The organism is Mesorhizobium sp. B2-4-18 (genome assembly GCF_006441385.1).
In the GTDB taxonomy this organism is placed as follows: domain Bacteria; phylum Pseudomonadota; class Alphaproteobacteria; order Rhizobiales; family Rhizobiaceae; genus Mesorhizobium; species Mesorhizobium australicum.
This window is the reverse complement of record NZ_VFUW01000017.1, coordinates 1-21,053: the sequence shown is the minus strand read 5'-3', so window position 1 is coordinate 21,053 and position 21,053 is coordinate 1. Positions and strand designations below refer to the sequence as shown.

Here is a 21,053-nt window from a genome sequence, read left to right as displayed (position 1 = left end):
GCAAAGAGGGCGTTGCTTCCCATATTCCGGCCACGGGCTTGGAAATGCCGTGAAAGCATTGTATTGAGCCGCCTCCAATTCACCGGCCGTGTCCGCGGCCGGGCAGGGCCTTGCCAGGATAAATTATGCAAACCGTACTGATCGTCATCCATCTCATGGTCGTGCTCGCCCTTGTCGGCGTGGTGCTGCTGCAGCGCTCCGAAGGTGGCGGTCTCGGCATTGGTGGCGGATCGGGCTTCATGACCGCGCGCGGCGCGGCCAACGCATTGACCCGGGCGACGGCGATCCTGGCGGCAGCGTTCTTTGTGACGTCGCTGACCTTGTCGATCATTGCCCGCTACGGCGAAAAGCCGATCGACATTCTCGATCGGGTTCCCGCGACCTCGGATGGCGCCGGCAAGGGCGTGCTCAACCAATTGCCGGGTACGGCCACGCCGGCACCCGCCGGCAACACCACGCCGACGCCGCCGTCCGGCAACGACGCCGCGACAAAACCGCTGGCGACGGCCCCGGCCACCGCGCCCGCCGGCAGCACCACGCCGCCAGCGGCCAATGGAACCACCAACACCGCGCCGGCGTCGCCTCAGGTTCCGAACCAATAACCTTATGTTCTAAACCGCGATCTGTGTTCGTTTGAACACAGTCGCGGCAAATGCTGCGCAATCACGAAGATTCGACAGACCGCGGCGCGGTCTCGCGCTTGAGGCATACGCGCTTATTCGACTATAGATTGCACGCGGCATTTTCGGCGTCCTTGGGGGACGCCGGGCGACGCCGTGGGCAACAAGCATTGAACGATCGGATCTTCGCCATGCAGCTTCGCAGCTTCATTTTCCTGGGACTTTGCGCCGCAATCGGCATGAGTTCCCCGGCCTCCGCCGCCATGCCGGCAAACATGGCCGCACAACAGTCGGTGTCGCTTGAAAAGACCGACGCCATCCCCGTCGCGGCCAAAAGCGATGCGACGCAGTTGAAGCTTCTCAAGAAGAAGAAAAACCCTACGCCGGAGGATCTCGCCCAGATCAAGAAGATCGAGGCCAAGATCGTTGCCGACAAGGAGGATGCCAAGGCCAAGGCGCTCGAGGCCAGGAAAATGGCGATGCGCGAGGCGGCCAAGGCCAGGGCTGACGCAGATCGGCAGGCGTTCCTGGCCAGCAAGGGCCAGAAAGCGGCGGCAACCGAAGTGGCCGATGCCAAGCCGGCCAAGAAGACCGTCAAGATCATCGAACCGATCGAACCTGTAACCCCGATCCCGGCGGCCGAGCCGATCCCAGCCGAGGCGATGAATGTCGCTTTGACGGGCAACAATGGCGAACTGCGCAGCGAGGTCGTCGGCGGCCAGAAGCAGTCAAGCGGCGGCCTGTTCGCGGGTCTGTTCGGTGGAACATCGTCTGGCTCATCGATCAGCTATCTGCCCGAGACACGCGCGCTCGACTCGGCACTTGCCCAGAAGAACGCCAAGAAGCCGTTCAAGGTGAAGCCGGAATTCGTGCCTCAGGACGTGGAATTCACCGGCTATGACGCCGGCACAATCGTCATCGACACCAGCGCTCGCCGACTCTACCTCGTCGAATCATCGACCACCGCACGCCGTTACGCCATCGCGGTCGGCCGCGAAGGCCTGCAGTTCAAGGGCACGGTCGCGGTCGGGGACAAGCAGGAGTGGCCGCGCTGGATCCCGACGCTCGACATGCAGAAGCGCGAGCCCAAACACTACGGCCAGTACAAGGACGGCATGGCCGGCGGCGGCCAGAACCCGCTCGGCGCCCGCGCCATCTATCTCTATGACGGCAGGAAGGACACGCATCTGCGTATCCACGGCACCATCGCGCCGCAGTCGATCGGCACCAGCGCGTCCAATGGCTGCTTCCGCATGATGAACGAGCACGTCATGGATCTATACAGCCGCGTCCGGATCGGCACCAAAGTCGTCATCATCTGACGTTTCCGTCATCATGCCGAAGGGCCGGCTCAGCCGGCCCTTTTGTTTTGCTTAGAGCGATTCAAAACCCTTTGGCCGTGATGCCTGTCCGAAAGCCGGATCCCACTTTTCGGGATCATGGTCCGAGCGCCTTTTTGGGAAAAAGCCTTCGCGGCGGTTTTTTCTCTGGCGGAATCAATCCGGCCGCGTTAAGCGATGACTCCCATGGCGCGATATGTATTCATCACAGGCGGCGTGGTTTCCTCACTTGGAAAAGGCATTGCCGCCGCGGCCCTTGGGGCTCTCCTGCAGGCGCGAGGTTATCGCGCACGCATCAAAAAACTCGACCCTTATCTGAACGTCGATCCCGGCACGATGTCGCCGTACCAGCACGGGGAGGTGTTCGTCACCGATGACGGTGCCGAGACCGACCTCGATCTTGGCCATTACGAGCGCTTCACCGGCCGGTCCGCCAATCAGCAGGACAACATCACGACCGGGCGTATCTACAAGAACATCATCGAACGCGAGCGGCGCGGCGATTATCTCGGCGCCACCGTACAGGTCATCCCGCACGTGACCGACGAGATCAAGAATTTCGTCCTCGACGGCAATGACGATTATGATTTCGTGCTGTGCGAGATCGGCGGCACGGTCGGCGACATCGAGGCGATGCCGTTCCTCGAGGCGATCCGCCAGCTCGGCAACGATCTGCCGCGCAACAACGCCGTCTATGTCCACCTGACGCTGATGCCCTATATCCCGACGGCGGGCGAACTGAAGACCAAGCCGACCCAGCATTCGGTCAAGGAGCTGCGCGGCATAGGCATCGCGCCCGACATTCTTCTGGTGCGCGCCGACCGCGCCATCCCCAAGGAAGAGCGCCGCAAGCTGTCGCTGTTCTGTAATGTCAGGGAAAGCGCCGTCATCCAGGCGCTCGACGTGCCACATATCTACGATGTGCCGATGGCCTATCACAAGGAAGGTCTGGATTCGGAAGTGCTCGCTGCCTTCGGCATCGAGCCGGCGCCCAAGCCGCGCATGGAGCCGTGGCAGGCCGTCTCCAACCGCATCCACAATCCGGAGGGCGAGGTCACCATCGCCATCGTCGGCAAGTATACCGGCCTCAAGGATGCCTACAAATCGCTGATCGAGGCGCTTTCGCATGGCGGGCTGGCCAACCACGTCAAGGTCAAGCTCGACTGGATCGAATCGGAAATCTTCGAAAAGGAAGACCCGACGCCTTGGCTGGAGAAGGTGCACGGCATATTGGTGCCCGGCGGCTTCGGCGAACGCGGCTCAGAAGGCAAGATCCTGGCGGCCAAATTCGCACGCGAGCGCAAGGTGCCGTATTTCGGCATCTGCTTCGGCATGCAGATGGCGTGCATCGAGGCGGCGCGATCGCTGGCCGGTGTCGAACATGCCTCGTCGACCGAATTCGGCCCGACCAAGGAGCCGGTCGTCGGTTTGATGACCGAATGGCTGAAAGGCAACATGCTGGAAAAGCGCAGGGCGACTGGCGATCTCGGCGGCACCATGCGGCTCGGCGCCTATCAGGCCGAGCTCGCCAAGGGTTCGAAGATCGCCGACATCTACGGCGACACCCAGATTTCCGAACGTCACCGGCACCGCTACGAGGTCAATATCGACTACAAGCAGCGCCTGGAGGATTGCGGGCTGGTGTTTGCAGGCATGTCGCCCGACGGTGTGCTGCCGGAGACGGTCGAATACCCCGACCATCCCTGGTTCATCGGCGTGCAATATCACCCCGAACTGAAGAGCCGGCCGCTCGATCCGCATCCGCTGTTTGCCAGCTTCATCGAGGCGGCGGTGGAGCAGAGCCGCCTGGTCTGATCGCTCCCATGCGGACCTATGTCGCGCTTCTCTACAGCATCGTCCTGGGAGAGGGGCGGCGGGTCGTCATGTCCGACCTCAAGGCCATGGCGGAAAGTCTCGGCCTGAAGAATGTCCGCACCTTGGTGGCGACCGGCAACCTGGTCTTCGAGAGTGAAAAGACCTCGATCACTACGCTTGAGACACGCCTGGAATCCGCCTTCGAACAGGCCTTTGGCCGCCACGTCGATATCATCGTGCGTGCCGCCGAAGACTGGCGCAAACTCGCAAGCGGCAATCCATTCCCGACCGAGTCGGTGGAAGCCGGCGACCAGGTGGCGGTGCGCGTAATGCGCAAACCTGTAGCCGAAGACGCCATATCCGGGCTTCAGGCCTGTGCCGCCATGGACGAGAAGGTATTTCTGGTCGGCGGCGACATCTGGGTCGCCTTTTCAAGGGAGAGGCCTAGCTCGCGCCTGCTTGCCGCCGCCAACCACAAGCGCATGGGCGTCGGCACCTCGCGCAACTGGAACACCGTGCGCAAGCTGGCCGAAATGGTCGCGCGGTAGAGCGGGGCGGCTCGGGCCACCCCGCTCTGGTTCATCAAGCTTTCGCCACCTTGGCGCCGGCGCTCACGGCCGCGGCGCGCAGCACGTAGTAGATGACGCCGGCAATCGCCACGCCGACGAACCAGCCATAGACGCCCCACCAGGACGGCAGCCAGTTGGTGAAGTTGGGCAGGATCGACGAGAAGATGGCGCCAATGCCGGCGGCGATGAACGCATTGACGTGCCAGCCACCCTGGAAGCGGAACTCGCCGTCCTCGCGATACAGCGCCTCGACGTCGACTTCACCTTTGCGGATCAGATAGTAATCGACCATCATCACGCCGAAGATCGGCCCCATCGTTGCGCCGATGACGTTGACGAAGGAAGCCGCACTGCCTTCCCACGGTGCGAAGGGATAGAGCACCAGCGCGATGACGGCCGCGATGTAGCCGCCTTTCTTGAAGTCGATCTGGCGGGGAAAGACATTGGAAAAGTCGAAGGCCGGCGAGACGAAGTTGGCCACGACATTGATGCCGAGCGTCGCCACCGCGAAGGTGAGCGCCGCGAGCGCGGCCAGGAACCAGCTGTCGAACTTGGCCGAGATCTGGTCGGGGTGCAGCAGCACCTCATGGTAGACGTCGTAGGCGGCGATGGTGGTGACGCCGGCGACCAGCGAGAACAGGATCAGGTTGATCGGCAGGCCCCAGATATTGCCCTTGCGCAGCGATGCCTGGTCGGGGGCATAACGGGCGAAATCGCAGAAGTTTAGATAGAGCGCCGAGAAGTACGTCACCCAGATCGCCGCCACGGCAAACAGTGCGGTCCAAGACCCTGGAGTACCAGGGACGCCCGCATCCTTGGTCTTTTCCAGCAGTACATCCATTGGGATATCGCTGGTGAAGGCGAAGGTTCCTGATTTGACGCAGAGATAGACCGCCAGGATCAGCATCATCACCCAGACCGCCGGGCCGGCCCAGTCCTGGAAGCGGCGCACCGTTTCCATGCCGCGCTGGATGATCAGCAGTTGCAGTGCCCATATGATCACGAAGCAGATCACCTCCAGGCCGGAATGGCCAAGGAAATGGGTATTGGCGTTGAAATCGGCGAACCATTGCGAGCGGATCAGCAATGCGACGATGGCGCCTGAGGCGGCCGCTGTCTGCGCGCCGTACCAGAAGCAGGCGACGATGGCGCGCACCAGTGCCGGAATGTTGGCGCCCCAGATGCCGAAGGAGGCGCGGGCGAGCACGGGGTAGGGCACACCGGTCTTCACACCGGCATAACCGACCATGTTCATCAGTGCGTAGATGATCAGCGAACCGATGCCGATGGCGATGATGAAATTGACGAAGCCGCCACAGAACAGAAACAGGCTGGCGGCGAGGTAGTAGCCCCACAGGCTATGGACGTCCGACGTCCAGACGTTGAAGATCGAGAACGGTCCCCAGTTTCGAACCTTGGCAGGAGCGAGGTCTTCATTATACAGGTCAGGCGATGCGCCTTGTATCGTCATTGCAATGTCCCCTTCTTGCAGCACGCGCCCTCACGCGTTGACCGCAGAGGTTACGCCTGACGCAGGGGAACCGGCAAGCAATCGATTTGCCGGCTTTGGCCTTAAAGATATTCAATGCGAACCGCGATTATCGAGAGCCCGTGATGGTGAGCCGCTTTTGAAACAGGCCTGCCTGTCGATTCGAATTCTCGATCCACGGCTACCAAGCTGGACAAATCCGCGTTCCCGACGCCTATCGGCAAGCAAGGCTGCCTAGCCGATGGCCATCACCCGCTTGTGGTCCTCGACTTCGGAAAGCAGCCAATCCTGAAACAGGCCCGTACCCGGCTTGTTTCCGATGCTGCGGCGCTGATGCAGGTAGATGCCGGCCGGATAGGTATGGCGGGCGCTGAACGGGGCGACCAGTTTGCCCTGCTGCAGCAGATCCTGGGCCATCATCGTGTCGGCGAGCGCTATTCCAGCGCCATTGATCGCCTCGCGCATGATCAGCGTACAATCATCCAGCGTCGTACTGGATCTCGGCGTTGTGTCCAACACGCCTTCCTGCTCAAGCCAGCGCTTCCATCGCATGGTCTCGCATTCGTGAATCAGGTGGTGGTTGACCAAGTCGGCGGGCGATCGCAGCGGCATCGGCCCTTCAAGCAGCGAGGGCGCACAGACCGGCGTCAGGACCAGCGGGATCAGCAGCGTCAGAGCCGGGCCGGCCTTGTAGACGAACTCGTCGACGATGGCCAAATCGAAATTGGCCCGCTTGCCCGATGTCGAGATCTCCAGATCCACGGACGGATGCCGCCGGCGAAAATTCGGCAGCCGGTCCGCCAGCCAAAGGTTCAGGACAGCAGGGACGCACAAAACCCGGACACGCTGGGTCCTGCCGTGGCTTGGGGCCCCGGCGAGACTGACATCATCGGTGGCCCGCCAGATGGCTTCGAATGCTTCGGAGAGGCTGCGTGCGTAATAAGAGCCCCGAATGGTCGGCGTTATCTGCCGAAAGCCGCGCTCGAACAGGTCCTGGCCGAGATTCCGTTCGAGTGCGCGGATGTGACGGCTGATAGCCGAGGGTGTCAGATGCAGCTCTTCGGCTGCGTCCTTGACGCTGCCGAGACGGGCGGCGGCCTCGAAAGCGCGCATGCCATTGAGTGAGGGTAGGGCCATCGGCCGATCATGAATTGCCAGTTGAGTTTTTGTCAATCGATATGGACAAAATTGGCGTTTGATCGCCTGACCCGTTCGGGGATACCCAAGAGGCAAGAGCAATTAAGTCGTCTCAAGAACGACAATTTGGGGACTTCGGCACGATCCAACCAGAGGTGACGGCCGGTTTGACCGGTTTCCACCGGTGGCGGGAGAAGCCTTGCGCAAACTGCAAGCCGCGCCTCGGCCAAAGCCCCGCAAAGAGGAGAACGCCTACCTATGCCTCAATCGCCGGTGCCGGTCTTTGAAACGGCGGACGAGATTTCCGCGGGAACCTCCGTCGTCGTGATCTTGCAGGCCGCTCAAACCGGCTTTGGCCCGCGTGCAACGGCCCTAGACACCGAAATGGGCGGGATCCTCTCCCGGGCCTGTGCGGATGCGGCTGCCTTGGCTCAATCCGGCGCCTGTATCGATGTCATCGCCCCCCAGGCGGTATCGGCGCGGCGCGTGATTGTCCTGGCCATGGGCAAGGCCGAGGCCGTCACCGCACTCTCCTTGGCGCGTGCCGGCGGCCTGCTTGCCGCGCATCTGGAGGGCAAAGGGGAATGCGCGGCCACCCTGGTCCTGGACCCCATTGCCGGCATAAGTCTGCCGGGAGCGGAAATCCTGGCAAGAGTCGCGCTTGGCATGCGGCTGCGGCGCTATCGTTTCGACATGCGCAACCGGCGCCAAGGGGCGGGGGCCGATCGGACCCTTCGGGTGCAACTGGTCGGGGCCAGCGGTCCGGAGCTGAATTCGGCGCTGGCGCGGATCAATGCCATCGCGGATGGCGTCGAATATGCGCGCACACTGGTCAACCTGCCGCCGAACCATCTCCATCCCGACAATTTCCACGATCACCTGGAGCCTCTGCGCGAAGCCGGCATCGACGTCGAGATACTCGATACGGCGAAGCTCAGGGAATTCGGCATGAACGCGATACTGGCCGTGGGGTCGGGTTCGGTACGGCCGCCACGAGTCGCCGTCCTGCGCTATCGCGGCAAGGGTGCTCCTGCGCAGCCGCTGGCGTTCGTCGGCAAGGGTGTCTGTTTTGATTCCGGCGGTCTCTGCATAAAGCGCGGCGAGCAGATGTTCGATATGAAGGCCGATATGGGCGGTGCGGCCGCGGTGGTCGGCCTGCTGATCGCGCTGGCCCGGCAAGGCAGCCCGGTGCACGCCGTCGGCGTGCTCGGCATTGCCGAGAACATGCCGTCAGGCACCGCGCTCAAGCCGCGCGACATCATCACGACAGCTTCCGGGCAAACCGTGGAAGTGTTCGACACGGATGCGGAAGGCCGCCTGATCCTGGCCGACTGCCTCTATTATACCGCTTCGCGCTTCAATCCATCGGTGATCGTCGACCTCGCCACCTTGACCTATTCGGTGATGCGCGGTCTTGGATCGGTATTCGCCGGTCTCTTCAGCACCGACGATGCCATCGCCTCGCGGATGATCGCGGCCGGAGAAATGGTCGGCGAGCGGTTCTGGCAGCTGCCGCTCGACCGGGCTTATGACGAGGGCCTGCAATCGCCGTTCGCGGACCTGCGACATCACGCCAAGGACATGGAAGACGGTGACGCTCCCTACGCCGCGGCGTTCCTGCGCCACTTCACGGAAGACCGCCCCTGGGTGCATCTCGACATCGCCGGCAAGGAACTGACCGAGAAGGATCAGCCCCTGGGCCGGGAAGGCGCTACCGCATTCGGCGTGCAGATGCTGGAAGAATGGGTTCGCTCCAGTCGGGTTGCAAACTAGGTGACCAGCGGCATGCCTTCAAACATTCAGGAGATCGGGATGTCATCGGAGATCGTCACCAGGGAAGGGCGGGCCGATTTCGGCGACTACGAAACCTGGTATCGCGTCAGCGGTAGCCTCGATGCCGACAAGGCTCCGATCGTCATTCTGCATGGCGGGCCGGGCGCCGCCCACAATTACGTCGATGCCTACAAGCTTCTTGCCCGAAGAGGCCGCGCCGTCATCCACTACGACCAGCTGGGCTGCGGCAATTCCACCTTGCTGCCGGACAAAGGCGCCGATTTCTGGACACCCAGGCTGTTCATCGACGAGCTTGAAAACCTTGTCGACCATCTCGGCATCCGCGGCGGCTTCCATGTGCTCGGGCAGAGCTGGGGCGGCATGTTGGGCGCCGAGTATGGGGTGACGCGGCCGAAGGGCCTGAAGTCGCTGACCATCGCCAACTCGCCGGCGTCCATGAAGCTCTGGGTAGAGGAGGCCAACCGGCTGCGCGCCGACCTGCCCATGGACGTACAGGAGACACTGACCCGGCACGAACAGGCTGGCACGACGGATCATCCGGACTACCAGCAAGCGACGATGGTGTTTTACGAGCGGCATGTCTGCCGGATCGTTCCGTTCCCGGCCGAAGTGACCGAGACCTTCGCCCAGGTCGTGCGCAATCCGACCGTTTACAACGTCATGAACGGGCCGAACGAGTTCCATGTCATCGGTACGCTGAAGAACTGGACCATCATCGATCGGCTGCCCGCCGTCGATGTTCCGACGCTGATCATTTCCGGCCGTTACGACGAAGCCACGCCCGCGACCGTGCAGCCGTTCAAGGACGGCATCGAGGGATCGCGCTGGCAGGTATTCGAGCATTCCAGCCATATGCCGCATGTCGAAGAGCAGGATCTATGCATGCGGGTGGTGGGAGACTTCCTGGACGACAACGACAACTGAAAAAAGGGGAACTGCGACATGAAGAAACTGCTCTTGGCGGCCTCAGCCGCGGCATTGCTGGCCGGCTCGTGGCTGGCTCCGGCACAGGCCGAATACCTCAAGGAACATCGCGGCGGCACTATTCGCCTGCTGGCCCGCTCGGCCGCCGGAACGCTCGATCCGCACATCAATTACACCGACCAGGGCTGGCAGATGTATCAGCCGATCTATGACGGGCTGGTCGCCTTCCGCAAGGCCGAGGGCATGGATGGCTTCACCATCGTCCCCGATCTGGCCGAGGCGCTGCCCGAGGTGACCAATGACGGCAAGACCTTCACCTTCAAACTGCGCAAGGGCATCAAGTTCTCCGACGGCAAGGATCTCGGCGTGAAGGACGTCGTTGCTTCCTTCCAGCGCATCTTCAAGGTCTCGGGGCCGACCTCGGGCACCTTCTATGCCGGCATCGTCGGCGCCGACAAATGCCTTGCCGAAACCAAGAGCTGCACGCTGGAAGGCGGCGTTGTCGGCGACGAAGCGGCAGGCACCATTACGTTGAATCTCACCAAGCCGGACGCCGAGATCCTCTACAAGCTTGCGTTGCCGCATGCCGTGGTCCTGCCGGCGGATACGCCTGCGGAAGACATGGGCTCCAAGCCCATCCCCAGCACCGGCGCCTACATGATCTCCGCCTTCGATCCCAACAAGGGCATGACGGTGACCCGCAACCCCAATTTCAAGCAATGGAGCGAGGACGCCCAGCCGGACGGCTATCCTGATGTCGTCCAGTATGATTTCGGCCTCTCCGAGGAAGCTGCCGTCACCGCGATCCAGAACGGGGAAGCCGACTGGATGTTTGACGCGCTGCCCAGCGATCGTCTCGGCGAACTCGGTACCAAGGCCATGGACCAGTTGCATATCTCGCCGCTCTCGGCCTGGTGGTATGCGCCGCTCAACAACCGGCTGGCGCCGTTCGACAATGAAAAGGCGCGGCAGGCCGTTGCCTACGCGGTCGACCGCAACACGCTGGTCAAGCTGTTTGGCGGCAAGGTGCTGGCCTCGCCGGTGTGTCAGGTCCTGCCTCCGGATTTCCCCGGCCACGAAGACTACTGCCCCTTCACCAAGAACCCCGGCGCCAAGTGGTCGGCGCCAGACCTCGACAAGGCAAAGCAGCTCGTCGAGGAATCGGGCACCAAGGGCCAGAAGGTGACCATCATCGTCGAGGACACGGCCATTTCCCGCTCCATCGGCGTCTATCTGCAGAGCGTGCTGACCACCATCGGCTATGTCGCCGACGTCAAGCCGATCTCGTCGAACATCCAGTTCACCTACATCCAGAACACCAACAACAAAGTGCAGATGTCCGTCACCCAATGGTACAAGGACTATCCCGCGGCTTCGGACTTCCTGAACATCCTGTTCAGCTGCGCATCTTTCCGTGAAGGCTCGGACGCATCGATCAACATCGCCGGCTTCTGCGACAAGAATATCGACGCCAAAATGCAGAAGGCATTGGACCTCGGTGTGACCGACCAGAAAGCCGCCGACAAAATGTGGGCCGAAATCGACAGGCAAGTCACGGACAAGGCACCGGCCGTCGGCCTCTTCACGCCGAAGCGGCTTGACTTCGTCAGCAAGCGCGTGGGCAATTTCAAGTTCAACCGGCAGTTCAACTGGATGATCACCCAGTCGTGGGTACAGTAATGGCCTGGGTACAGTAGTGGCCTGGGTGCAGTAACGAACCGCGGAGGGCACGTCCGTGTCGTACCAAGTCGCTGCTGTGCCGCGCAAAACGCGAGGGCCCTGGGCCGTCGCGTTTGCGAAGCTGGCAAGAAACAGGGCCGCCATGGCGTCCCTGGCCGTGTTCCTCGTCATCGTCCTTGCCTGCCTCAGTGCGCCTCTCTACGCGAAATGGGCAGGAACAGACCCCTTCGCCTCGACGCTCGACGCCGTCATTCAGATCGACGGTGCCGACGTTCCGGTGATGGAACAATCGACAGAGGGGCTCGGGCTTGGCTACACGCCGCTCGGCCCGACCTGGCGGGTCGGCAACTATTTCCTCGGTGCCGACAGCCAGGGGCGCGATGTCATGGCCCGGATGCTCTATGGCGGGCTGAGCTCGCTGCTGATCTCCGGGGCCGCGACCATCTTCACGCTGGTCCTCGGCACGGCGGCGGGATTGATCGCGGGGTATTTCGGCGGCGTTACCGACACGGTTCTGTCGCGCTTGCTGGATGTGCTCTGGGCATTTCCGATCTATCTCCTGGCGATTTCGCTTTCCATCGTCACAATTTCGCAGGGCATCTCGATCGGACCGATCGAGATCGAGTCCGGCAGCCTGTGGTTGCCGGTCATCATCATCGGTATCGTCTATATACCCTATGTGGCGCGTCCGATCCGGGGGCAGGTTCTGTCGCTGCGGCACAGCGAGTTCGTGCTGGCCGCGATCAATCTGGGCGTACCGGGATGGCGAATATTGTGGCGCGACATCCTGCCCAACATCACCACCACCCTCATCGTGTTCATACCGCTGATGATGGCGCTGAACATGCTTACCGAATCGGCGCTCTCCTTCCTCTCGATTGGCGTCCAGCCGCCGGCGGCGAGCTGGGGAACCATCATCCAGGACGGGCAGGCGCTGCTTTACACCAGGCCACTCGTGGCGCTGGTGCCGGGCCTGGCGATCGCGATTTCCGTCATGACCCTCAATGTCTTCGGCGACGGCCTGCGCGACGCGCTCGACCCGCGCTCGAAGGTTCGGCTGGGGCGCGACTGATGATCTACGCCATCCTGCGCCGTTTCGGTCAGATGCTGTTCGTGATGTTCGGCATCTCGGTCATCGTCTTCCTGATTTTCTTCGCCACGCCCGGCGCCGACCCCGCGGCCCGTATCGCCGGCCGCAATGCATCGCCCGAAGTGCTCGAGGCGGTACGCCACAGCTTCGGCTTCGACCGGCCGCTCTACGTGCAATATGTGACCATGATGGAGAAGATCTTCGTCACGGGCGATCTGACTTCCTTCGTCAATCGCGGCTGGAAGGTGGTGCCGGCGGTGATGGATTCCATACCCGTCACGCTCTCGCTGGTGTTCGGGGCGGCGATCCTGTGGGTGGTTGTCTCCATCGGCATCGGCATCATCGCCGCCGCCACACGCGACAGTTGGCTGGACAGGCTGCTGATGGCGTTGGGCTTGCTCGGCATTTCCATGCCGGTCTACTGGCTGGGCGAGGTGATGAACCTGATCACCCAGAGCCGCTATCACGACAGCTGGGCGTTTTCCTGGGTGCCGCCGCTTGGCTACAAGAATTTTTCCGACGACCCGAAAGGCTGGTTCCTGACGCTGGTCATACCTTGGATCACGCTCGCCATCCTCTACATCGGCATTTACGGGCGGGTCTTGCGCGCGGCGATCATCGAATCCCTGCAGGAAGACTATATCCGCACGGCCCGCGCCAAGGGCCTTTCGGAGACCCGCATCCTGCTGCGCCATGCCTTGCGCACGTCGCTCATCGCCTTCGTCACCTTGTTCGGTCTCGACTTCGGCGCACTGGTGGGCGGCTCGGCCCTCCTGACCGAAGTGGTGTTCGGGCTGCACGGCATCGGCAAGCTCACCTATGACGCACTGCAGAACCTCGATCTGCCAATGATCATGGCGACGGTGATGTACGCTTCCATGTTCGTGGTGGTCGCCAACGCGGTCGTCGATTTCGTCTACATCCTTCTCGATCCGCGCCTGAGGACATCATGATATTGTCGGTGCGTGATCTCCGTGTATCCTTCCGGACCGATGATGGCCTGGTGGGGGCCATCGATGGTGTTTCCTTCGACCTCGCGGAAAGCGAAATTCTCGGTGTCGTCGGCGAGTCCGGCTCCGGCAAGACCGTGTCGCTGCTTGCGGTGATGGGGCTTATCACCGATCCCAACGCCATCATCGAAGGCTCGATCCGCTACAAGGGTCGCGAGTTGGTCGGACTGCCGCCGCGCGAACTGAGGCACCTGCGGGGCAACGAGATCGCAATGATCTTCCAGGATCCGATGACGGCGCTGACGCCGGTCTACACCATCGGCTGGCAGATCGCCGAACAGATCCGCGCGCATCGCAACGTCAGCAAAACCAAAGCCATGGAGCGCGTGGAGGAACTGCTGGCGGAGGTGAATTTCCCCAATCCGCACGAAGCAATGTCGCGCTATCCGCACCAGCTCTCCGGCGGCATGCGCCAACGGGCGGTGATCGCGATGGCGCTGTCCTGCAACCCGGCGCTGCTGGTGGCGGATGAGCCGACCACGGCGCTCGACGTCACGGTGCAGGCAGGCATTCTCGATCTCGTGCGCAAGCTGCGCGCCACGCACAAATCGGCGGTGGTCTTCATCACCCATGACATGGGCGTGGTCTCCGAACTCGCCGACCGGGTCATGGTGATGTATGCGGGCCGCATCGTGGAACGCGGCAGCCGCACGGAGCTGTTTTCCGACCCGCGACACCCCTATACGCGTGCATTGCTTGGTTCGATCCCGCCGCTGACCGGTGCCAAACCCCGCCGCCTGCCGGCCATTCCCGGGTCTCCGCCATCGCTGCTGCGATTGCCGCAAGGCTGCGCCTTCGGTCCGCGTTGCCCCGTCGGGTACGAGCCCTGCCTAACCGGCAAGCCCGAGCTTGGCGCCGCCACGCACGCGGCGGCCTGTTTCCGGGTGGCGCAGACATGAGCGGACCGATGATCGACAAAGACCGTCCAATCCTCGAAACGCGCGGGCTCGGCAAACGCTTCTCGATCGGCAGCCGTTTTTCCGCGGAGGGCAGGCGAACCGTCCACGCGGTCGACAATGTCTCCCTGACAGTGCGGCGCGGCGAAACCGTTGGATTGGTCGGCGAGTCCGGGTGCGGCAAGTCCACGCTGGCGCGATGCCTGGTCAGGCTCTACGACATTTCGGACGGCAAGCTCCTGTTCGAAGGCGACGACATCACCTCGAAGTCACTGTCTGAACTGAGGCCGCTGCGGCGGCGCCTGCAAATGGTCTTCCAGGACCCGTCGGCCTCGCTCAATCCGCGCCGGCGCGTCGGCGACCTGGTGGCCGAACCGCTGCGCATCCATGGCAGGCTTTCATCGCGCGAGATCGCCAGCCGCGTCGCGGAACTCTTCGACCTCGTCGGACTGTTGCCGGACCATGTCATGCGCTTTCCCCATGAATTCTCGGGCGGGCAGCGCCAGCGTGTCGGCATTGCGCGCGCCATCGCCCTCAATCCCGATCTCGTCGTTCTCGACGAACCTGTCTCCGCGCTCGACGTGTCCGTACAGGCGCAGATCGTCAACCTGCTTGCCGATCTCCAGGAAAAGTTGGACCTCACCTATGTCTTCATCGCCCACGATCTGTCCGTGGTGCGTCAGGTCTCGACCCGCATCGCGGTCATGTATCTCGGCTCGATCGTCGAGGAAGGACCGGCGGAAGAGGTGTTTTCAGCCCCGGCCCACCCTTACAGCCAAGCCTTGATCTCGGCCGTTCCCGTCGTGCAGACGACCAGTGGGACGCGTAAGCGTATTATCCTTACAGGCGACGTACCGAGCCCGCTCAACCCGCCCTCCGGCTGCCGTTTCCACCCCCGATGCCCAATCGCGGTTGAGCGCTGCCGTTCGGAACGGCCGGAGCTGAGAGAGCACCAATCCGGCCGCAAAGCGGCTTGCCACTTCCCGACGGTATAGCCGACCTCATTCCGATCGCCAGAATTTTTAAAAATTCTGTTTCCATATGGAACAAATCGCCAGGCGGGGCGTTTCATAAGGTTCGATCGAGCGCATCTTGATCGACCGGGAGGAAACAATGGACTACCTGCATTTCTTTGCGCCCGTGCGGATATCGCGCGGGCAGGGGCATCCTGTAGAAGAAGTGGATAGTGTTGCCGAGGCGATGGTTTTCTTGCGTAAATGGCCGACGGGACGACGTGGGCCAGTGTATCAGTGCGCGCTGAATTGCTGCTCGGCTGCCCTGTCGGGACAGATGTCGGCGGAGGAAGCCAGAAAGGCGTTCACCGGATTTGCCCGGATCACGCGGCTTCTCGACGATGACATGGCACTGCCGATGGGCAGCGACAGCATGGCGAGCATACACGCGCTGCGGCGATAGCCGCCACGCCCCTCTGCCTCTGGTGGATCGCGCCCCTTACGGGCGCGATGGAGGTTATGCTTGACCCTCGGGGCAGGTCGGCGGGTATCACTTCTCAATTCTCCCTGAACCCACGATTGAGCGAATCGCGAACCGGCGCCAACATATAGTCCAGCAGCGTGTGCTCGCCGGTCAGGATCATGACTTCCGCCGGCATGCCGGGCGATAGATGGATGTCATGCAGATCCCTGAGATCGGCCGCGTCGATCTTGACCTTGGCAAGGAAATAAGGCTCTCCGGTTCTCTCGTCCGTCAGCCGGTCAGCCGAAATCGAGGTCAGCAGGCCATGGATTTGCGGCAGGTGTCTGGTTGGATAGGCCGACAGCACCACACGGGCCGGCATGTCCGGATGCACCACGTCGATATCCGTGGGCTTGATGCGGGAATCGATGATCAGATTGGCCTCGTTCGGGACGATGTCGAGAAGCACCTGACCGCTGGAGATCACGCCCGATTCCGTTGTTACGCGCAGGTTCATCACCGTTCCGGCGATTGGCGCGACGATGTCCGTCCTCGCCAGCACGTCCTGGCGCAAAGGCAATTGGCTGCGCAATTCGGCGAGATCCGTGCGCGCTTTGGCAAGATCCTCGTTGGCGCTCTCGCTATCCTGCTGACGCAGGTTGAGGAGTTGGAACTGGGTCTCGCCGATCTGCTGATCGTTCTTCGCTATCTGCGCCCGGTTCGATGCCTGGTTGGCTCGAATGTCGGCCTGGGAGCGCTGAAGCGCCAATATCCGCGGCAGGCGTTCGAGGCCCTTCCTGTACATCTCCTGCGCGGAGGCGATCTCCTGGTCGATCAGGCCGAGTTGCTCGGCCTCGGCCGCCATGACATCCCTCGCTCCCGTGCTTTGCTCTTCGATCTGCGCGATGCGCTTGTTGAGGATCTGTGTGCGGCCTTCGCGGGTTGCGAGGCGGCTGTCGAGCAGCGCCTGTTCTTCGGCGACCACCTTTCGCGCGCTCTCGCTGTCGATCGAGGTCAGCTCCTTGGGGAAGGTGATCCGGTCCCGACCGGCAAGTTCCGAAACAAGTCGCGCCTCGGTCGCCAGCAGGCGAACATAGCGCCCCTCCAGCTCGTCATATCGCCCTTGCGCATCGGTCGTCTTCAGGCTGATAAGCACTTGGCCGACGCTGACTTTATCGCCCTCCTTAACGTGGATCGCGCCGATGATGCCGCCCTCCAGATGCTGGATGGTCTTACGATAACCTTCGGGGCTGACGACGCCGTTGGCAACGACAGCGCTCGCCAGCAGGGCGACGCTTGACCAAGCAGCGGTGCCGCCTACGAAAAGGATGGCCGAAGCGTAGCCCAGCATTCGCGCCGGCCGCGTCCGCAGCTTCAGATTGCGCCTGCTGGCACGGTAGGCGCGCGAGCGTCGCCGGAGCAATCCCGCAATCAAGAGCAGGAAGAGCGCGCCAGCCACCGCCAGCAACATTATGCGAGACGGCGTGTCGGTCCCATCCAACCAAACCGATACCGCTGTGCTGAGGTCGTTGGCGGAGGCGGTCAGCCTGTCGGTGAGTTCGTGCAAGCTGTCCGTCAGCCGGTTCAGCGTCGTCGAGAAGTCGCCAAATCGATCGCTCATGGCTCACTCCGCTGCGTTCAGTTTCGTTGCCGCGTTGGCAACAAGCTTTTCCCGCAAGGCCGCCGGAACCGGAATGCGCCTGGGCGGTCCGCCGAGCGCGCCGAGCACCTCGTCGCGCGTGCCGAACATCGAAACCGATCCGTCATGGAGGAAGACGACATGATCGGCGGTGCGCAGGAGATTGGTCTGGTGGCTGACGAGAATGACGGTGCGGCCCCGCTCCTTCAGTTGCTGGAGCACGTTGAACAGCGCCACTTCGCCTTCACCGTCCAGGCCGGTGTTCGGTTCGTCGAGAACGATCAGCTGCGGATCGCCGAACAGTGCCCGGGCCAGCGCGATACGCTGGCGCTGGCCGCGCGAAATGCGAGCGCCATGCGGTCCCACTTCGGTCCGGTAGCCGTTCGGCAGCCGCAGGATCATATCATGGATGCCGGCAAGCTGCGCCGCGGCGATGACCGCGTCGCTGTCGACGTCACGCAGGCGCGCGATGTTCTCGCCGATCGTTCCGGGGAACAGCTCGACCTGCTGCGGCAGATAGCCGAGATGCATGCCAAGTTCGTCCGAAGGCCAGTTGCACACCTCCGCGCCATCCAGCCTGACATGGCCGAGCGAAGGCCGCAGCGCGCCGACGATAAGACGACAGAGCGTGGTCTTGCCGGAACCGGACTGGCCGATCACACCGCAGGTCTGGCCCGGCTCAACGCCGAAGCTTATGGCATTGACAAGCGCCTGGGACGTTCCCGGCGCGCAGTAATGCAGGTTCTCGAGCTTCAGCCTGCCTTGTGGGCGGGGCAATGTGACGCCAACCGTTTGCATCGATCTGGTGTCGGCGAAAAGCTTCGTGAGATTGCGGCGCGCGGTTCGCGCGCTGACCAGGCCGCGCCAGGCGCCGATAGAGCGCTCGATCGGCGCCAACGCGCGGCTGAGCAGGATCGAGGCCGCAATCATCGAGCCTGGCGTCAGCTCGCGACGCAGGACGAGATAGGCGCCGAGCCCGAGCACCGCCACTTGGAGCGCTAGGCGAAGCGAACGCGACAAGCTGCCGATGACGGTGGTGCGCCGCAGGAGCCGGGTCTGGATATCCATCAGCGACTGCTGGTTTTCCTCCCAGCGCCGCAGCGCCGGCTCGGACATGCCGAGCGAGCGCAATGTCTCGGCGCCGTCGATAAACTGCCCTACGGCGGTCTGGCTGCGGCGCAGTCCGGCCGCGGCCTCCTGGCTCTTGCGGCGGGTGAGGAAATCATTGGCGAGCGCTGCACAGAACAAAAGCACGGCGCCGGCAAGACCGACCACGCCCAGCGCGGGATGCAGCAACCACATGAACGCCAGGAAGACCGGTGTCCATGGGGCGTCGAGAAAGGTCAGGATGCCGTCGCCGGCGATGAAACTGCGCAGGTCCGCTACGTCCTTCAGGCCGGCTTCGAGGCTGCTGCCGGCGAGCCGCGCGTCCATGGCGCGTTCGATCACCGGAACGCTGAGCTGGTCGTCCAGCCATTGGCTGATATGCCCCAGCATCATACGGCGGGCGTGTTCCAGCATGCCGTAGACGGCGATGGCGCCGACAACGGCCAATGTGAGCCAGAACAATGTGTCGATGGAACCGCTCGACAGTACCCGGTCGTAGATTTGCAGCATGTAAACGGTGCTGGCGAGCAGGAGAAGATTGGAGACCAGGCTGAAGAGGAGGAGGGCGGGGACCTGGTGGCGTGCCAGATGCATTACCTCCTGGAATTGCGGTCTTGGCTGCATCACGGATACCCCACTTCGATGCTTGCCGGCACCCGGCCGGTGTGAAACGGGGACAGCTGATGCCGCCCCCGTCGGGTCTGGTGTCAGGCGATGTCGACAAGGATGTGCTGCATCGCTGTGTGATCGGCGTCCGCGTCCGCCACCTGGAAAGCGAAGTCGAGGTGAGCGTCCGGCGTCTGCGTCACGGTCGAGGTGAAGCCGATATCCGTGATCTTCAGCACGTCGTTGTCGACGGGGTCGAAGTTGACCAGACTGGCGGTCGTGTTGCTCCCACCGCTAGCGCCGGTCGCTCCGTTCAAGTCGATTGCCTGGCCGGTGATGCCGTTGCCGGACTGCATGATCTGAACGCCTTGCAGCGAGTAATGTTCGCCGGCCGCGTTGTAGTCGTTCTGCTCGATGATCACGAGGCCGTCATTGTTGTCGAGTGTGAACTCGCCATTGTAAGGGGCCGGCACCTGACCCTTCTTGAAGATGTCGGAGTTCGAGACATACACGGCCCGTGTGATCTCGTTTGTGCCGTCGGTCAGGTCGAGGATTAGCATCAGGTCTTCGCTGTTGCCGATGCCGTCGAACTTGATGGCCATCGCGCCGGCCGTCGCGGTCGGATCGGTAGCCTCGGTCTGGATGCCGACACTGCTGTCGAAGAACCGCAGGGTCAGCAGTTCGCCTTTCTGGATCGTGTCGCCGGCGACACCGTTAGTGCTCTGGGTGGCAGAAACCCAGGTTTCATTGCTGTTGCTGACCATATCGTGGGTACCGGCCGTCGGCAGCGAGTTGAACGTGGAGTCGCCGGAAGACCCCTCTCCATTATTCGTCAGGCTGAACGGATGGCTTCTGTCGATCAGGTTGCCGGTGAACTGCACGTAAAAGTCTTCGTCGGCCGCCGTGCCCGGGTCATCCGCCTGCAACTTCTCCACCACGATCGGAGGGTGGCCTGCATTGCTCAAGGGCTCCTTGGACAGGAGTTGGCTGGTGTGAATCACGTCGAAAGTGAAGCCTTCGAGTGGGTCGGTCAGGGTGATAGCGTAAGTGTCGTTGACCTTGTCGAAGACGAGGGTGCCGCCCGCCGTGCCGGTCTGGAGCCCGGCAGCCGAATCCTTGTCGTAGGTGAAGTTGAAGTTGAATGTTGCGTTGGTGTCGGTCTCCGATGCGAGCGTCACATCCGGGGTGAGGACATTGCCGCCACCACCGCCGACGATCGTGCCGCTCAGCCCGATCTGGACGCCGGCAAGCGCGCCGTTCTGATCGACAAAGTCGGAACCGCCGCCGGTGTAGAACGCAGCCGGGTGCGCATCGGCGCCGATGTCGTAGCCGAAGGCTCCGGAGGCGGATGCATTCAGCGTGTTGGCCAGGTTTTCGTTCTGGATACCCGCGGTACCCGGGTCGCCGTCGAACGGCACGGTGATCGTTGGCGCGTCGTCCTTGAAGATGAGGCTGGTGCCGATATTGACATGGTCCGAGGCCTGATCGCCGTCACCATCGGTGATGGTGGCGGTCAAAGTGACAAGATTATCAGCCGCCAAAGTTGTTGCCTGGTCCGGTCCGGAGTCGGGCGAATGCATGACCGCACGTTCCTGGTCGAGGGTCACGTTGCCGTCGGCGGCCACGCTCACCGTGAATACCACGGCGCCCGCGGCCGATCCGGCCCGGCCAACCACCTCGCCGCTTTCGACGAAGAGCAGAATCGACAGGCCGCTCAAGGTGTCTGTCAGGCCGCTGACGTTGGTGACCTGATTGATGTCGAGCGTGTAGCTCATGGCACCGCCATCCGCACCGGCATGCGGGGTAAAGACAGCCGCGAAATCGGCGGCGTTGCTGCCGAGGCTCGTCTCGTCGACGGTTAGCGTCGGCTCGGTGCCGGTCGTCGATATGCTCGGCCCGTCATCGTGGAAGTTGAGGTTCT

At 62.6% G+C, this 21,053-nt stretch carries 17 protein-coding genes; 12 read left to right on the top strand and 5 right to left on the bottom strand.

What is annotated here, in order from left to right; all coding sequences use genetic code 11:
• The first annotated feature begins 125 nt into the window (after nucleotides 1–125).
• The 4 genes from secG (at nucleotide 126) to FJ527_RS27910 (ending at nucleotide 4,323) form a co-directional block, all read left to right on the top strand.
• A complete protein-coding gene (gene secG / locus FJ527_RS27925; RefSeq protein WP_140616434.1) occupies nucleotides 126–602 on the top strand; it encodes a preprotein translocase subunit SecG in 477 nt (158 codons plus the stop codon).
• Nucleotides 603–811: 209 nt separating this feature from the next.
• On the top strand, nucleotides 812–1,942 hold the full coding sequence (locus FJ527_RS27920) for a L,D-transpeptidase (RefSeq protein ID WP_140717995.1): 1,131 nt from the start codon (nucleotides 812–814) through the stop codon (nucleotides 1,940–1,942).
• 195 nt (nucleotides 1,943–2,137) lie between these two features.
• The gene (locus tag FJ527_RS27915) at nucleotides 2,138–3,775 is read left to right on the top strand and encodes a CTP synthase (protein ID WP_083883046.1); all 1,638 of its coding nucleotides are present in this window, start codon (nucleotides 2,138–2,140) and stop codon (nucleotides 3,773–3,775) included.
• A gap of 8 nt (nucleotides 3,776–3,783) precedes the next feature.
• Complete coding sequence (locus FJ527_RS27910) at nucleotides 3,784–4,323, top strand: DUF1697 domain-containing protein (RefSeq protein WP_140664059.1); 540 nt, start codon at nucleotides 3,784–3,786, stop codon at nucleotides 4,321–4,323.
• A 34-nt stretch (nucleotides 4,324–4,357) separates the two neighbouring features.
• On the opposite strand, the gene FJ527_RS27905 is transcribed toward FJ527_RS27910, so the two are convergent.
• On the bottom strand, nucleotides 4,358–5,815 hold the full coding sequence (locus FJ527_RS27905; protein ID WP_140717993.1) for an NCS1 family nucleobase:cation symporter-1: 1,458 nt from the start codon (nucleotides 5,813–5,815) through the stop codon (nucleotides 4,358–4,360).
• Nucleotides 5,816–6,067: 252 nt separating this feature from the next.
• On the bottom strand, nucleotides 6,068–6,970 hold the full coding sequence (locus FJ527_RS27900; protein WP_140717991.1) for a LysR substrate-binding domain-containing protein: 903 nt from the start codon (nucleotides 6,968–6,970) through the stop codon (nucleotides 6,068–6,070).
• Nucleotides 6,971–7,228: 258 nt separating this feature from the next.
• On the opposite strand from FJ527_RS27900, the gene FJ527_RS27895 reads away from it, so the two are divergent.
• The 8 genes from FJ527_RS27895 (at nucleotide 7,229) to FJ527_RS27860 (ending at nucleotide 15,780) form a co-directional block, all read left to right on the top strand.
• Nucleotides 7,229–8,743: a leucyl aminopeptidase gene (locus FJ527_RS27895; protein ID WP_140717989.1), complete on the top strand. Its 1,515-nt coding sequence runs from the start codon at nucleotides 7,229–7,231 to the stop codon at nucleotides 8,741–8,743.
• Nucleotides 8,744–8,782: 39 nt separating this feature from the next.
• A complete protein-coding gene (locus tag FJ527_RS27890) occupies nucleotides 8,783–9,688 on the top strand; it encodes a proline iminopeptidase-family hydrolase (protein ID WP_140824569.1) in 906 nt (301 codons plus the stop codon).
• 18 nt (nucleotides 9,689–9,706) lie between these two features.
• Entirely contained in the window at nucleotides 9,707–11,368 is a 1,662-nt protein-coding gene (locus FJ527_RS27885; protein WP_140717985.1) for an ABC transporter substrate-binding protein, read from the top strand.
• A 55-nt stretch (nucleotides 11,369–11,423) separates the two neighbouring features.
• Nucleotides 11,424–12,440, top strand: coding sequence for an ABC transporter permease (locus tag FJ527_RS27880; protein ID WP_015317822.1), 1,017 nt, complete (start codon nucleotides 11,424–11,426; stop codon nucleotides 12,438–12,440).
• Entirely contained in the window at nucleotides 12,440–13,411 is a 972-nt protein-coding gene (locus FJ527_RS27875; protein WP_140717983.1) for an ABC transporter permease, read from the top strand. Before FJ527_RS27880 ends, FJ527_RS27875 begins: the two co-directional genes overlap by 1 nt.
• Complete coding sequence (locus FJ527_RS27870) at nucleotides 13,408–14,367, top strand: ABC transporter ATP-binding protein (protein WP_140717981.1); 960 nt, start codon at nucleotides 13,408–13,410, stop codon at nucleotides 14,365–14,367. The genes FJ527_RS27875 and FJ527_RS27870 overlap by 4 nt, the downstream gene beginning before the upstream one ends.
• Before the next feature lie 8 nt (nucleotides 14,368–14,375).
• Complete coding sequence (locus FJ527_RS27865; RefSeq protein ID WP_140717979.1) at nucleotides 14,376–15,359, top strand: dipeptide ABC transporter ATP-binding protein; 984 nt, start codon at nucleotides 14,376–14,378, stop codon at nucleotides 15,357–15,359.
• A gap of 118 nt (nucleotides 15,360–15,477) precedes the next feature.
• Nucleotides 15,478–15,780, top strand: coding sequence for a DUF982 domain-containing protein (locus FJ527_RS27860; RefSeq protein ID WP_015317826.1), 303 nt, complete (start codon nucleotides 15,478–15,480; stop codon nucleotides 15,778–15,780).
• Between the two features lie 94 nt (nucleotides 15,781–15,874).
• Here the strand turns inward: FJ527_RS27860 and FJ527_RS27855 are convergent, their stop codons facing one another.
• The 3 genes from FJ527_RS27855 to FJ527_RS27845 all read right to left on the bottom strand — a co-directional run.
• A complete protein-coding gene (locus FJ527_RS27855; protein ID WP_140717977.1) occupies nucleotides 15,875–17,401 on the bottom strand; it encodes an HlyD family type I secretion periplasmic adaptor subunit in 1,527 nt (508 codons plus the stop codon).
• Nucleotides 17,402–17,404: 3 nt separating this feature from the next.
• Nucleotides 17,405–19,120, bottom strand: coding sequence for a type I secretion system permease/ATPase (locus tag FJ527_RS27850; RefSeq protein WP_140717975.1), 1,716 nt, complete (start codon nucleotides 19,118–19,120; stop codon nucleotides 17,405–17,407).
• A 113-nt stretch (nucleotides 19,121–19,233) separates the two neighbouring features.
• Nucleotides 19,234–21,053 (bottom strand): DUF5801 repeats-in-toxin domain-containing protein (locus FJ527_RS27845; protein WP_246677828.1); only part of this gene is annotated, 1,820 nt, incomplete at its 5' end.

Excerpts from the sequence above, each read along its gene's own strand:
- secG (WP_140616434.1), top strand. The coding sequence starts at position 126 with ATGCAAACCGTACTGATCGTCATCCATCTCATGGTCGTGCTCGCCCTT.
- FJ527_RS27920 (WP_140717995.1), top strand. The coding sequence starts at position 812 with ATGCAGCTTCGCAGCTTCATTTTCCTGGGACTTTGCGCCGCAATCGGC.
- FJ527_RS27915 (WP_083883046.1), top strand. The coding sequence starts at position 2,138 with ATGACTCCCATGGCGCGATATGTATTCATCACAGGCGGCGTGGTTTCC.
- FJ527_RS27910 (WP_140664059.1), top strand. The coding sequence starts at position 3,784 with ATGCGGACCTATGTCGCGCTTCTCTACAGCATCGTCCTGGGAGAGGGG.
- FJ527_RS27905 (WP_140717993.1), bottom strand. The coding sequence starts at position 5,815 with ATGACGATACAAGGCGCATCGCCTGACCTGTATAATGAAGACCTCGCT.
- FJ527_RS27900 (WP_140717991.1), bottom strand. The coding sequence starts at position 6,970 with ATGGCCCTACCCTCACTCAATGGCATGCGCGCTTTCGAGGCCGCCGCC.
- FJ527_RS27895 (WP_140717989.1), top strand. The coding sequence starts at position 7,229 with ATGCCTCAATCGCCGGTGCCGGTCTTTGAAACGGCGGACGAGATTTCC.
- FJ527_RS27890 (WP_140824569.1), top strand. The coding sequence starts at position 8,783 with ATGTCATCGGAGATCGTCACCAGGGAAGGGCGGGCCGATTTCGGCGAC.
- FJ527_RS27885 (WP_140717985.1), top strand. The coding sequence starts at position 9,707 with ATGAAGAAACTGCTCTTGGCGGCCTCAGCCGCGGCATTGCTGGCCGGC.
- FJ527_RS27875 (WP_140717983.1), top strand. The coding sequence starts at position 12,440 with ATGATCTACGCCATCCTGCGCCGTTTCGGTCAGATGCTGTTCGTGATG.
- FJ527_RS27870 (WP_140717981.1), top strand. The coding sequence starts at position 13,408 with ATGATATTGTCGGTGCGTGATCTCCGTGTATCCTTCCGGACCGATGAT.
- FJ527_RS27865 (WP_140717979.1), top strand. The coding sequence starts at position 14,376 with ATGATCGACAAAGACCGTCCAATCCTCGAAACGCGCGGGCTCGGCAAA.
- FJ527_RS27860 (WP_015317826.1), top strand. The coding sequence starts at position 15,478 with ATGGACTACCTGCATTTCTTTGCGCCCGTGCGGATATCGCGCGGGCAG.
- FJ527_RS27855 (WP_140717977.1), bottom strand. The coding sequence starts at position 17,401 with ATGAGCGATCGATTTGGCGACTTCTCGACGACGCTGAACCGGCTGACG.
- FJ527_RS27850 (WP_140717975.1), bottom strand. The coding sequence starts at position 19,120 with ATGCATCTGGCACGCCACCAGGTCCCCGCCCTCCTCCTCTTCAGCCTG.